The sequence below is a fragment of the Candidatus Delongbacteria bacterium genome, assembly GCA_041675285.1.
Lineage (GTDB): Bacteria > CAIWAD01 > CAIWAD01 > CAIWAD01 > CAIWAD01 > CAIWAD01.
The window spans coordinates 36344-48873 of the sequence record JBAYTZ010000002.1 but is presented as its reverse complement, the minus strand read 5'-3'; the positions used below and the strand labels follow the sequence as shown (position 1 = coordinate 48873).

Sequence of the window (12530 nt, the reverse complement as noted above, 5' to 3'; positions counted from 1 at the left end):
TTCTTGACTGCGTCATTTCCGGGACCTGCAAGCCAGAAAGTGTGTCACGGCAGAAGGTCAGTAGGGCTCTGTCGAGGAATCCACAGCTGATGGCACGCATGGCAGATTCGTGTCGAATCAATGAAGAAGGGATTCAAACATGGGTTCCAGATGATAGCCGATTGCGCAACATTGTGCTCAAGTTGGCTCGTGGACATGTGAATTATGAATTGAGTCTTACATTAGTAGAAGAACCAAACTTAGTTTATGCAGAGCCTTTTATTTTGATGTCTGAATTTGATGTATCAAAGTTTGAACAGGGGAATATGATTGATTCGCGCCTTTTTCCTGAAGTGGGAAGTAGATCCTTTCTTAGGAAACTTGGATCACGTCCATATGATAGAAATCCTGGACCCTGGATTGTTGTGCAAGAAGGTCGCTATCGTTATTCAGTAGAACAGACGGATGGAGTTATAGTTAGAATTGTCTTGAGTGAATACTTAGCATGTCTGGTAAAGTGGCAATTTGATAGAAATGAAGATTGAATTGACTGAGTGTATTGATTTGCCTGTCAAATCAAAAGTTCTGAAAGGAAGTTGATAGGCCGTGAAAACTGAACGTGACATACACGATACTGCCAATTCATCCATCAACAAGGACAATGTAGGCAGGCCCACTGCGATCGATTGCTTTGCTGGGTGCGGCGGTATGACCGAGGGCTTTCGACAAGCAGGTTACAATGTGATCGGAGCCATTGAAATTGACCCAAAGGCGGTAGAAGTCTATCAGCTGAATCACATAAATGTTGTTGTTTGGCAGTGCGATGTGAGAAATGTTACCTCTCGGTCGATTTTTGAAAAGCTGAAGATCAAAAGGGGGGAATTGGACTTGATTGGCGGTTGTCCGCCTTGCCAAGGATTCTCAAGATTGCGAACAAGGAATGGAAAGCACGAGATTCGAGACGACCGGAATGACCTTATTTATGAATTTCAGAGGCTCGTTCTTGAACTATTTCCAAAGCACGTTATGCTCGAAAATGTTCCGCATCTAATCAATGATAAACGTTTTTTGAACTTCACTAATTCACTTAAGGAAGCTGGGTACTCAATCAAATCGGACGTGTTAAACGTTGCCAAATATGGGGTGCCGCAGCGCCGAAGAAGAACAGTGTTGGTTGCCAGTCGAGTGTGTGATCCATGCTTCGCAAGTGAATCAACTGAATCTTGCACGGTGCGACAAGCCATTGGATCTCTGGGCCCCGCAGGAAGCAGTGGGGATCCATTGCATGATTTGCCCGAGAAAAGGTCGGCAGTGGTGAGCGAGAGAATCAGTAAGATTCCAAGAGATGGAGGAGGGCGGAAATCCCTGCCTTCGCATCTACGCCTCCATTGTCACCAGGACTCGGATGGATATAGAGACGTGTATGGACGCATGAATTGGGATGAGCCTGCGCCCACGATTACCACAGGGTGCTTCAATCCTTCAAAGGGTCGCTTCCTACATCCAGACGAGAATCGAGCGATCACGATTCGTGAAGCCGCACTCCTTCAGTCCTTTCCTTCGACCTATGTTTTCCCATGCGGAATGGGAAAGGTGAAACTGGCCGAGATGATTGGGAATGCCCTTCCGCCGGCATTTATTCGCCTACATGCGCAGGCATTGACTAGAGGATAGACCATGAGTGATTCACCTTTCGAGATGCGTTTTGATCCACGCACGATCAAACATCTTGGCGTGCGAATGTACTCTACATTGCCGCCAGCCATAGCGGAAATTATTGCAAACTCGTATGATGCTGACGCGACAAACGTCACTGTAAAACTTCGCGAAGAGGATGGAAATCCTGTTGAAATTGTCGTAAGTGACGATGGCGATGGCCTAACCAGGGACGAGATTAACGAGAAGTTCTTGGTTATAGGACGTAATCGGCGCGACGCGGAAGGTGATGATCCATCATTGAAATATGGCAGGAAACGAATTGGGAAGAAAGGACTGGGCAAGCTAGCACTTTTCGGATTGGCTAAAACTATCAAAATAATCACCAACAAAGACGGGAAGAGAAATAGTTTCGTCCTCGACTGGGATGATTTAAATAGCGCCACTGGAGTTTATAAACCAGTAGCAATTGAGGTAGATCGGCCAACAGATAGCCAAGATGGAACAGTAGTTTCCTTGACTGGATTGAAGAGAAGATCGCCTTTTGACGCTGTTGGACTTGCTGATAATCTGTCGCGACTATTTATTGTCGATGAGACGTTTGTGATTGCCATTGAGACATCAAGGGGAGACAGGATTTCAATTGATAATCAACGCAGGTATAGAACTCTTAATGTTGAGTTTAGTTGGGATGTTTCGGAATCTCAATTTGTGCCCAGCAGTTCACCGTACGTTGGACAGCTTACCGGGACGTTGATAACGGCCGAGACTCCAATAGCTCCGTCATCTGGCCTTCGGGGAATTACATTATTCTCAAGACAAAAACTTGTAAATGCCCCTGAGTTTTTTGCATCAAGCACATCAAGCCATTTTTATCAATATCTGACTGGGTGGATTAGAGTCGATTTCATTGATGATCTGGATGAAGATGTCATCTCGACCAACCGACAGTCGCTTGACTGGGAGCATCCTGAGATGGCGAAGTTGCGAGATTTTCTATCTGGGATTGTGTCGCAGGTGAACAACGATTGGCGTAGGAAAAGAAAGGAAAAGAAAGAGGAGGACTTGAGGAGGACAACCGGCATCGACACTGAAGCATGGATGAGCACGATGCCCCCAGATGTAAAAGAGAGCACCAGTCAGATCATAGAGAGTCTTGGTGGTGAAGATGCGTTAGGACGTTATACGCCTATCATTAAGGCGTTGCACACGTTGGTGCCTGAATATCCTCTTCTTCACTGGAGACATCTTCACGAAGGAATTCGTGAGAGAATCAAACGTTACTACGAGAACAATCAATATGGCGATGCGGCAAGTCAGGGTGTGCAGATATATTGCCAAATAATTCGTGATTTGACAGGACTGACTCAGGACGGGCACGATTTGGTGAACAGGGTATTTGGTGGCAAGCCCTTCGCCACACTTCCACCGCTTCAGCTAAATGGCCTAGTTTCCGATTCAGAGAAGAACATTCAAGAAGGGCAGGCGCATCTTTCTCGCGGCGTGGTCACTGGCTTTCGCAATCCTATTTTGCATGCTCCACTGGACGTGTCTGTCCCGGCCGTTTTTTCGGAACTGGACTGTCTAAATGTCCTTAGCCTTGTATCCTATCTAGTCACTCGATTGGATCACGTGAAGGTGAATGTGCCTGAGGTTTAAAATCGACAAGAGGCGGCCAGCCGCCCAGGAGTAGACGGCCGGCCGCTGACCTGAGCTCCACGACGCGGTTCGAGAGTGCGAATCCCAAGGGCCCGGAGCAAGATGCGTGGGCCCTTTTCGCGCCTGAGGAAACTTCACTGTCCAAATTCCCAGCCAGTTACTCTTTAACCTGGACGCCCATGATGAGGCGGATCTCGTGCGTCGCGTCGCCGGGGTCAGCCTCATCCACCTGCCAGCCGGCACCCAGCGCCATCCAGAGGCCGTCCCCACCATGCGCCAGCGTGGGCCCCAGGAACAGGCTCTCCTCGCTGGCACGCAACTCCCCGCCCAGGCGTAGGTGGTCTAGCAGGGGGACACTGAACCCGGCGGCCAGTTCGAACTCAGTCTCGTCCTCTTCGAATTCCACGACGGGATTCACGGCGAAGTCCACAGGGCCGAAGGTCTGGGAGAGGAGCAGTTTGGCCTCCCAGACCGTCTCGCTGAGCGTGCTGTTGTTCTTGTGCTCCAGGTAGAGGATGGGGTGGGCGAAGGCCTGGGCGTCCTGCAGGAGCCGGTAGCGGAGTCGGACCTTGAAGCCATCCCAATCCAGCGGGGCGCCGGGCGTCCGTGAGAACACCTGGTACACGGCCGCGTCCAGGCGGTCCGACATACCGATCTCAAGCTCCGCCTGGTGGACCGTTTTGAGGTTGGTCTCCCGGTTCGCCCAGTCCGGGCTTTGCACCGTCAGGTAGTGCTCCAGCTCGGCCTCGCCCGGCTTCATCATGGCCGAGCCGTAAGTCCAGACCCAGGGACGCTGGTCGGCCCATGTGGTTGTTGAGAGCAGAAGTGCCGTCGTCACGATTTCCAGGCGCCGGATCATCATGTCGTCCTCCGATGGTTTGTCCTTTCGCGATGGTGCCCTGGGCAATCCATCCGCGGTGCTCCAACATGTTAAAGTTAGGCAAGACAAACAAAAGAAGGACAGGATGAGTTTTAAAAAGGCGGCCACCCCCGCACCTGGATTCAAGGGAGTGGCCGCCGGCGAAACGCGCTGTTGAAAGCTGAACGTAGCGAATGGAGTGGGGGTTCCCGGGGCTACCCCACGGGCCGGATGGTGGCCGGCAACTGATCCAGGTCCTCGACATTGATGGGGATGGGCGGGATCCATTTGAGCCGGCGGTCCAGGCGGCCCTGGCCGACGAGGTACGTGTGCCAGTGGGCGCGGCGGATGTGCGGCCTGGGGCTGGCGTGCGTGCCGGTGGCCGTGGCAATCGTCCCTTCCTGGGCGGCGGCCATCCCGCGGCGCAGGGCGGCGCCGATGCGCGTGCCGACGTCCCAGGTGCGTGGCTGGTTGGGCGGGAAATAGCGCAGGCCGCGCTTGGTTCTCAGAGGTGTCGGGAGGCATTGCCGTGGCTGGATCATGTCGGCGTTGTCGCTGCACAGGTAGAGCAGGAGGGGGACGACGGCGAAGAGGGCTGCGTGGACGAACACGTTCTCTTCGCCAACGGGCGGCTTGGGGCCGGCCAGGCTTTTTTTCCAAGCGTCGATGATGTGCTTCTTCGTCTGATCGAATGTCTGATCGAGCCTGAGCGTGGTGATTTGTGGTGTCCCGAAAAGGAAGTCGCCGAGCATGATGCAGAGGACATCGACGCCATCAGTGTGGGTGTCGAACCAGGCCCAGACTCCATCGACATAGAACTCGCCAGTCCCGGCCATGTTGGGGACGGGTAGCCTGGGTGTTTCCAGGTAGACGCACCATTCTGGGATGCGGACGATGGCCGGCGGGAGGGGGCGGCTGGTGTCGAATCCTCCATCCAGCAAGGTTTGGTATAGGGCTGGGTCGAAGCGGTAGATCCCCTGGGTCGCACGCCATGCGAACAGGCCCGCCGTGGCCCCGCCGAAGATCCTGACCGCGCTTTCTTTGGCGATGTCCATGAGCCGAGGCTGCGCCGCCGCCAAGGCAAAGGTGCCTTCCCCGAAGGAGCAGAGGACGTGAGCTGGCGGCGGACTGATTCCGAGCCGGCGATGAAGAGCGACGCGGTGTGCGAGTTGTCGATCCACAGCGGACCAGATGCCTTCGAATTGGCGGTTGAATGCTGCGAGGGCTTGGCAAGGAATGGGCAGGTCGTTCATCGGATGGTCTCCATGGACTTCAATCGGCGTGGGGCCAGTAAAGGTGCATTGCAAGGGTGAGACCTGGTCGTCACGCGTCATCCTTTGCGATCACGTTCTCGGGAAAAGAGGCTCAGTGCCTCCTTGAGTTTGCGCATGCGGGTGCCGTGGCTTCGGCTGGCCTGGGCTTCGCGGACGAGGCGTTCGCCCCGCCAGTAGTAGCCGGATCCACATCCGCGGAAGGGGGCCTCTTCGGTCTGGGCCTGGGCGAGGGCAGCCTGGTACTCGGTGGCGGCCAGTCGGGAACGTGCCTGGGCCTTTTCGGGGACGGCCAGCTTGACCTGGACGGCGCCTGAAGCGAGGCGTTCGAAGGTGGCGGCCATGCCGGCGCCGTGGTTCTCGCCCCCGCAGCGGCAATCGCACTCGGGCCCGGTGGCGCACGTGCATTTGCTGTCGCACTTGCAGTCGGTGATGGCGTCTCCGGCGACGAGCTGGCCGCTGACCTTGAAAACCTCGCCCATGTGGTGAAAGCGCAGGCTGCCGCAGATGCTGCAGGTGGCGCCGTCGGGAAGGCGGTAGGCGTCCGTCACGAAGGGGAGCAGGCAGCCCAGGCACTTGTGGTAATGGCGTCCGGTGCGGGTCATGGCGGTCGTCCTTTCGGGTTCAAGGCGAGGCCGGCGACGGCAGCGGCTTCGACCCCGGGGGCGACGCCGGCGGGCAGGCCATAGACTCAGCCGCGGGATAATGTGCAGACGGCCTGGGCCATGATGACGCCGTGGCGCGTGACGTAGTGAATGCGCATGCGGCCGCTGTCCCGGAACTCCATGAGGGCATTGAGTGGCGTTGGGCAGGCGCGGATGTAGGCGGCCATCTCCTCCCAGGTGTGGGTGGTGTCTAGGCGGGTGGTGGACTGGTGATCCATGGAGTGCTCCTACTCGTTGATGCGCCAGGCGCAGTAGACGCAGGCGTCTTGACGCGGGCGGCTGGTGTCGTGGATGGCGCCGTCGATGACAGCGGTGGCGTGACCAGCGACGCGGACGATCCAGCGGCCAGAGGTGCCAATGGTCTGGCTGAAGACGTCCAGGTGCACGCGCGGCTGCCCGGCCATGGCCTGGAAGGCGTGGTAAGTGGCGCGGTACTTCAACCAGACGACCATGGCCTTGCGGTCCGTGCCCCGGCCGCAGCGGCGGCCCAAGGCGGCGAACTCATTGTAGACCTGGTCGTATGGCAGGCCCGTGGTGATGGCGCAGGCCCGGACGACGCAGTCGTTCTTCTGGCGTGGCCTGCGGCTCGTGGCGCGTCCGCCGTCATCCTGCTGGAATGGCACCCCACTCATTGGGCGGCAGCTTTCCGCTCTGGACCCATGAGGCTGGCGGCCAGCGTCTCGTTGTCTTCGGTCGTCGAGGCGTCAATGCACTCCAAGGCGATGCGCACCTCCTTGCGCCAGCGGGCGCGGTCCAGCCAGTCGAGGACCCCCAGCTCCAGGCGGATCCAGGCTTCCACCCAGCGGGGGCTGACCTCGGGACGTTTCCTGCGCGCGAGCTCTTCGCGGATGGTCTGCTCGTATTGCGACATGGCGTCCTCCTTCAGCATTCAACAAGGGTCTTGAGCTCTTCGGTGGTGGCCCGGCGGAAGCGGATGCCGCCCCTTGGACCGACGATGACCCGGGCGACGTAGCCCTCGGCGCGCACGGCGTAGTGGGTACCGGGCGTGGTCCAGACGTCGCGGAAGCGGGGCAGCGTGTGCAGCAGGGGGCGGAAGCGGGCGTCGAGAAGCATGGGGTTCTCCCTGGTGGTTGGCCCGGGCCGGCCATGCGGCCTGCCCGGGCGGGTGCTGGTGGTTCTAGCCGATGCTGCTGTTGTGCTGGCTGCGGGCTTCGGCGGGGGCCTTGTCTGCCCAGCTGTTGAGCTGGTAGCCGAAGCGGTTGAGGATGGTCATGTGCGTGTTGGCGACCCAGCGTCCGTCCTTTGCGTAGAAGCGGATCCTCTCCCGCCAGACCTTGCAGCCGGGGCCCTTCTGGAAGGCGCCGCAGAAGTTGTCGCTGTAGGCGACGTCGGGCTGGGTGGCCCAGCTTGTGATCGCGATGGTGCGGGTTTCCCGTCCGATGGTGAGGGTGACCTGGGCCTTGCCAGTGGGCGCCATCAAGTGTCCGATCATGTGCTTGATGTCCTGGACCAGGGCCAGGGCGCGCATCTGCGCCCTCCGAAGGTCCGCATCCATGTATCCCCCGCCGATGTGCGTGTCGGCCTCGGCGGCCTTGAGCTCAGCCAGCAGGGTGGGCATCAGGGTGTCGGCGTCGACCTTGCGGACCGTGCGTCCGCTGTCCAGGGCCAGTTCAAGGGCTGCGTCGTCCTCGGCCAGGAATCGGCAAGCGTCCTCGACCTGGGCGAGCTCTTCAGGGGTTTCAGAGTTCCGCGAGGCGTGGAAGGTCCCGTCGACCAAGGCGGTCAGGTAGGTGTCGGTGCCGGTTTCGTCCGTGTGGCTGATGCTGAAGTGTTGGGTCGTCATTGGTCTGTTTCCTTTTGTGTTGGGCGTAACTACGCATCGAGTGTTTCGCAAGTCAAGTAAAAAGTGAAATAGATTCGGACTCTTTTAAATGGTAAAAGCCATCAAAGACTTAGAATAACTAGATAAACGGAAGACGCCCCTTTCGGGGCGCTGGATTAGTGGTTTGTGGCCTGGCTATGCGGTGGCGTAGCGATTTGGCAGTTCCTCCCAGCCGACGGTGGCGCAGACCTAGGCCTTGCCTCCTGCGACCAGGATGTCGCCCTCGCTCATGCTGGTGTGGGTGAGCCCGGCGGCCTGCAGGGAGGGGCGGGCCTCGCCGTTCGGGCTCCAGTGATCGCCCTGCAGGGCGGCGTAGATGCGCTCCTTACTGGGCTGGTGGATGGTGAGCAGGTGGACGTGGGTGGTGGTCAGGGCCTCGATGTGGCGGGGCGTGTCGCCCAGGCGCTTGGCGTACCAAACCTCAACCGGGGCGTCGCCGAGGTCGGCCCAGTTCAACTTGGCCAGGATCGGGAAGGGGGTGAGGTCGGTGATGGCTGCGGGCTTCATGGGGTTCTCCTTTGGGAAGGGCCCGGGCGCACATGGCGCCCGGGCTTGGGTTTGGGGTCAGCAGGTGCAGGTGTTCCAGGCGGCCTTGCGGCCGTAGCCCAGTTGGCTGCCTTCGACCAAGTAGACCACCTCTTCCTTGGTCGGCTCGGGCTCGCTAGGCAGATGTTCCGTGGGGAGGCCTTCGTCTTCCCGCCGGGCGCGTTCAGCTTCGAGCTCGTCCTCGTCCATGGCGCTGGTGGTGGTCACACCCTGGATCGAGTACTCGAAGGGCCATGCAGACTGGTGCATCAGGCGGACCTCGATGCCCGGGTTGACGCTGGCGATCTCTTCGAGCAGGGTGATCAGGTTTTCGATCTTCATGTCCGTGCCTCCAATATTCCTGCGGACACCTTGCCCGCCTTTTGATGGACATAAATACGCAGAGATACTTTGCAAATGCAAGTTAAACGTGAGTAATAATTTGACATATTAGGTGTTTAAATAAGTCAAAACGATAGCCAAGATGAGGTAAACGCAAGACGCCCCCGGAGGGGCGTCCATGCGCAGGATCTGGTTGTGCCTTAGCGGGCAACCTTGCCGAGTTCGAAAGCGGCGCGCAGGGCGGCTTTGACCTGCCAGACGCTGACCTCGTGGAAGTCGAGGGCGTCCATTTTACGCTCCGTCAAGGTCTGGATGCCGAGGTGGACCTGGGCCAGGACCTCCATTCCGGCGTCGATGGTCGCTTCGTCGGCGTCCGGCTGGGCGGCGGCGGCAGGCGCTTGCCAGAGCTTGGCAGCTGCCGGGAAGCCGATCCATTCGGCGTTTACGCCCAAGCCGCGGTTGGCCATCTCGTCGCGGGCCAGCTGCAGCGTGTCCAAGGTGTCGGTTGCCATGAGCTGGATAAGCTTGGTCTTCAGGGTCTGCATGAAAGCGGCTTCGTCCTCGCCCAGCAGGTTGATCAGGCCTTTGCGCGTCATCTTGGTTGCCATGTCCGTGTCTCCTCGTTCGGGGCCTGCGCTGTTGCTTGCCCTCTTTTGTTGGGCATAACTACGCAGAGACACCTTTCGAAGTCAAGCAAAAGAACAAAAAGATTATGACTATTTTATGGTGTCAAAATCGGACAAATAGTTATCAGAGAGTTGAACAAGTAATAGCGCATGGGCCTGGGGGCGCCAAGGCCTGCAATTGGGCCAACTTGGCTTCCACCCAATTGGGCGGGTAGAGGAGCCGCAGCCACTCGCCCACCTGCTCCAGGCATTGCAGGTAGGCGCCCCGGGCGCCGTACTTGGCCACGCTCCGGGTGACGACGTACGCCCTGCCCCCGACCTGGACCCGGCCCTCGAAGGCGTGACGGACCCACACCTTGCCGGAAGCCCGGACCTCGGTTCGCAGGGTGGGGTAGAGGTAGCGGCTGGCTTCGATGCGCGCCTGCTCCAGGTTGACGCCGGGGCCCAGCCGGTCCTCCCGTCGTTGGGCGCGCAGCTGGCGCATGGCAAGGGCTGCTGCAGATTGGGATGGCATGGCGGCTCCTACTTGATCGCGGGGGTGTTGGTTCGCCGGCCCTCGATGGCCGCCCGAAGCTCTTCGTCGGCCACATGGGCGTAGACGGCCGTCGTCTTGGGGCTCTCGTGGTCCAGGGCCACTTGCACCAGGCGCAGGTTGCCCGTCTTCTTCAGCAAGCTTGTGGCGAAGGTGTGCCGGAGGACATGGGGATGGATGCCCCGCTCGATTCCCGCCAGGGCCACCCACTGGTCCAGTAGGCGTCGGATGTGGCGGGTGCCGATCCCCTTGCCTGTGGTGCTGCGGAAGACCGGCGCGTCCCCGGGCTGGCGGACCACCAGCGGGCGCAGCAGGTCCCGGGTCTCCACCGGCAGAAACCGCGTGCGCTGCTTGCCGCCCTTGGTCCTCACCCGGATCAGCTTCTCGCCCAGGTCCACGTCCCCCACGGTCAGGTCGGCGGCTTCGGACACCCGGAGGCCCGTGTCCAGGAGCAGGCAGAAGAGGGCACGGTCCCGGGGCTGGCTGGTCACATCCGTTCGCTTGGTCAGCGCCTTCCGAAGGGCCGTCTCTTCGGCGTCGCTTAAGTAGTCGGGTGTGGCTTGGTGGATCTTGGGCATGCGAATGGCGCCAACCTCGGCCGCCAGGGGGTGCTGGGCCCACGTCAGGAACTGGTTGAGGACCGTCAGCGCCCGTCGCTGGGTCAGGCTTGATCTCCCCTCTCGGACGAAGTACCGTGTGATCCGATCCATGGTCAAGTCCTCCATGGCCGAGGACTGCCCGTCAGCTTCCATGGCCTTTGCGAGGCGGCGAAGCTCCGCCAGATAGGGCGCCCGGGTGTTGGCTGCCAGTTGGCGCGCCTGGAGGTGTTCGTCAAATCGCGGGATGTGGGTGCGCATGGCGTCTCCTTGTTGGGTGCGGTCAGCTTGGGCAAGGTCGTGGGTGGTTGCCCAAGCCTGTATTCGGACCTGAGTCTGCACTACCTGCGCGCGGAAGTCAAGTCGTAACCCATTGAGAACAAACCAGATGGGCATCCGAAAGCCACAGCCCGCCAAGCTCTCGTCCGACGAGATGGCCTTTGCCCAGATCCTCTTGGACCCCGTTGCGTTTGCAGCTGCCTTCTTGACCCAGCTGGATGGAGAGACGGCCGGCCAGCCCATGGCGCTGTGGCCCCACCAGCAGGACGACCTTCGGGATCCCGATCTGCAGATCGTTCATCAGGACGGTCGCGCGGTGGGCAAGACCGTGGACATCGTCGTGCAAGTCCTGCACTACGGCGTGACAGCCCAGAACGGGCGCATGCTGGTGACGGCCCCCAACGACGGGCATGTGAACAAGGTCATCGAGGAGGTGGAGGCCCACCTGCAGAACAGCGAGTTCCTGCTGGACATGGTGGCCATCGACCAAAACAACCGGCACCGGATCACACGCAAGCCCTATTACCAGATGACCTTCAAGACGGGAACGACCATCTACTTCCGGCCCGCGGGGCCAACAGGCAAAAGCGTGCGCGGTTTGCACTGCGACGTGGTGCTGGTGGATGAGGCTGCCTGGTACCCAGAGCCCGCCTGGCGCGCCCTGCGCAGGGTGATGAACCGCGGCGGCAGGATGCGCGCCTATTCCAATCCCAACGGCCTGCGCGACACGACGTACTACAAGATCACGCAGAAGGGCAGCGGCTGGAAGGTCTACAAGTGGCCCAGCTGGATCGTGCCAGGGAGCACGAACGAGTACATCGAGGAGGAGGCCCGCTTCTACGGCGGACGCGACTCGGCGGGTTTCCAGCACGAGGTGGCCGGCGAGCATGGCGCGCCGAGCTACGCGGCCTTCAACATCCGCCAGTTCCAGGCCTGCCAGCGCAAGCTGGAAAAGGTCTACCAGGTGATCCGCCTGGACGGCGAGGAGTTCGAAGCCCTGCAGAGCGTGGACGAGGCCATCGACCGCATGTACGGTCTGCTCGATCAGCTGGAGGAGAATCGGGGCATCTACTGGCTGGGCGGTGATCTGGGCTACACGAACGACCCCAGCGAGCTCACCGTCTGGCTGGACGACGAGCGCGGGCGCCTGGTGCCGGTCCTGCGTGTCCACAACGAACGCCTGCCCTACACCTACCAGGCGGCGCTCATCGCCATCCTCGATGACCACTTCGATTTCGCCGGCATCGGGTTTGATGCGGGGTCCAACGGCCTGTCTGTCGAACACATCCTGACGACCGAGGATCGCTATACGGGGCACCAGTTCGCCCATCGGGTGGAGACCTACGACTTCGGCGGCAGCCTGACCACGGGGTACGACCCGCAAGGCCGGCCCAAGATGCAGCGCATCAAAGAGTACATGACCAGCCTGATCAACGGGCGAATGGCGGCCCGAACCCTCCTCTTTCCTGCGGTCGACGTGGATCCGGATTGGGACAACCAATTCACCACCCAGACCTATTCGCAGAACCAGGGTGGCCGCCTGATCTACTCCAAGGGCAATGACCACATCATCGACTCGACGCGCTGCGCCGTGCTGCGCAAGGAGCGCGAGCTGCTCAAGCAACTGGTGGACGACGGATCGGGCGCCGAGGCCGACTTCGTCATGCCGCTGGTCACGGAAAACGTGTTCGTCTAGGA

17 protein-coding genes are annotated in these 12530 nt (G+C 59.6%); 4 read left to right on the top strand and 13 right to left on the bottom strand.

Annotated elements, in window-relative coordinates:
• Positions 1 to 89 precede the first annotated feature (89 nt).
• The 3 genes from WC326_01930 (at position 90) to WC326_01920 (ending at position 3294) form a co-directional block, all read left to right on the top strand.
• On the top strand, positions 90 to 524 hold the full coding sequence (locus tag WC326_01930) for a hypothetical protein (GenBank protein ID MFA7329809.1): 435 nt from the start codon (positions 90 to 92) through the stop codon (positions 522 to 524).
• Between the two features lie 61 nt (positions 525 to 585).
• The gene (locus WC326_01925; GenBank protein MFA7329808.1) at positions 586 to 1653 is read left to right on the top strand and encodes a DNA cytosine methyltransferase; all 1068 of its coding nucleotides are present in this window, start codon (positions 586 to 588) and stop codon (positions 1651 to 1653) included.
• A 3-nt stretch (positions 1654 to 1656) separates the two neighbouring features.
• The gene (locus WC326_01920; GenBank protein MFA7329807.1) at positions 1657 to 3294 is read left to right on the top strand and encodes a TIGR02391 family protein; all 1638 of its coding nucleotides are present in this window, start codon (positions 1657 to 1659) and stop codon (positions 3292 to 3294) included.
• A gap of 157 nt (positions 3295 to 3451) precedes the next feature.
• Here the strand turns inward: WC326_01920 and WC326_01915 are convergent, their stop codons facing one another.
• From WC326_01915 to WC326_01855, 13 genes are all read right to left on the bottom strand, one after another.
• Positions 3452 to 4156 (bottom strand): hypothetical protein, encoded by a 705-nt coding sequence (locus WC326_01915; protein ID MFA7329806.1) that lies wholly within the window; start codon positions 4154 to 4156, stop codon positions 3452 to 3454.
• A gap of 212 nt (positions 4157 to 4368) precedes the next feature.
• The gene (locus WC326_01910) at positions 4369 to 5406 is read right to left on the bottom strand and encodes a hypothetical protein (protein MFA7329805.1); all 1038 of its coding nucleotides are present in this window, start codon (positions 5404 to 5406) and stop codon (positions 4369 to 4371) included.
• Positions 5407 to 5483: 77 nt separating this feature from the next.
• Positions 5484 to 6029 carry a hypothetical protein gene (locus WC326_01905; protein MFA7329804.1) on the bottom strand — a complete coding sequence of 182 codons (546 nt, stop codon included), beginning with the start codon at positions 6027 to 6029 and terminating at the stop codon, positions 5484 to 5486.
• 86 nt (positions 6030 to 6115) lie between these two features.
• Complete coding sequence (locus WC326_01900; GenBank protein MFA7329803.1) at positions 6116 to 6307, bottom strand: hypothetical protein; 192 nt, start codon at positions 6305 to 6307, stop codon at positions 6116 to 6118.
• A gap of 9 nt (positions 6308 to 6316) precedes the next feature.
• Positions 6317 to 6721 (bottom strand): hypothetical protein, encoded by a 405-nt coding sequence (locus tag WC326_01895; GenBank protein MFA7329802.1) that lies wholly within the window; start codon positions 6719 to 6721, stop codon positions 6317 to 6319.
• Positions 6718 to 6960: a hypothetical protein gene (locus tag WC326_01890; protein ID MFA7329801.1), complete on the bottom strand. Its 243-nt coding sequence runs from the start codon at positions 6958 to 6960 to the stop codon at positions 6718 to 6720. Before WC326_01890 ends, WC326_01895 begins: the two co-directional genes overlap by 4 nt.
• 11 nt (positions 6961 to 6971) lie before the next feature.
• Positions 6972 to 7163: a hypothetical protein gene (locus WC326_01885; GenBank protein ID MFA7329800.1), complete on the bottom strand. Its 192-nt coding sequence runs from the start codon at positions 7161 to 7163 to the stop codon at positions 6972 to 6974.
• A gap of 64 nt (positions 7164 to 7227) precedes the next feature.
• Complete coding sequence (locus WC326_01880; GenBank protein ID MFA7329799.1) at positions 7228 to 7893, bottom strand: hypothetical protein; 666 nt, start codon at positions 7891 to 7893, stop codon at positions 7228 to 7230.
• Between the two features lie 228 nt (positions 7894 to 8121).
• Positions 8122 to 8439, bottom strand: a complete 318-nt coding sequence (locus WC326_01875; protein MFA7329798.1) for a hypothetical protein — start codon at positions 8437 to 8439, stop codon at positions 8122 to 8124.
• A gap of 57 nt (positions 8440 to 8496) precedes the next feature.
• Positions 8497 to 8799, bottom strand: coding sequence for a hypothetical protein (locus WC326_01870; protein ID MFA7329797.1), 303 nt, complete (start codon positions 8797 to 8799; stop codon positions 8497 to 8499).
• 200 nt (positions 8800 to 8999) lie between these two features.
• Positions 9000 to 9407, bottom strand: a complete 408-nt coding sequence (locus tag WC326_01865; GenBank protein ID MFA7329796.1) for a hypothetical protein — start codon at positions 9405 to 9407, stop codon at positions 9000 to 9002.
• Positions 9408 to 9549: 142 nt separating this feature from the next.
• Positions 9550 to 9909, bottom strand: coding sequence for a hypothetical protein (locus WC326_01860; GenBank protein ID MFA7329795.1), 360 nt, complete (start codon positions 9907 to 9909; stop codon positions 9550 to 9552).
• A 38-nt stretch (positions 9910 to 9947) separates the two neighbouring features.
• Positions 9948 to 10814: a tyrosine-type recombinase/integrase gene (locus WC326_01855; GenBank protein MFA7329794.1), complete on the bottom strand. Its 867-nt coding sequence runs from the start codon at positions 10812 to 10814 to the stop codon at positions 9948 to 9950.
• 127 nt (positions 10815 to 10941) lie between these two features.
• Here WC326_01855 and WC326_01850 point away from each other — a divergent pair, with 127 nt between their 5' ends.
• Positions 10942 to 12528, top strand: coding sequence for a hypothetical protein (locus WC326_01850; protein MFA7329793.1), 1587 nt, complete (start codon positions 10942 to 10944; stop codon positions 12526 to 12528).
• Positions 12529 to 12530: the final 2 nt, after the last annotated feature.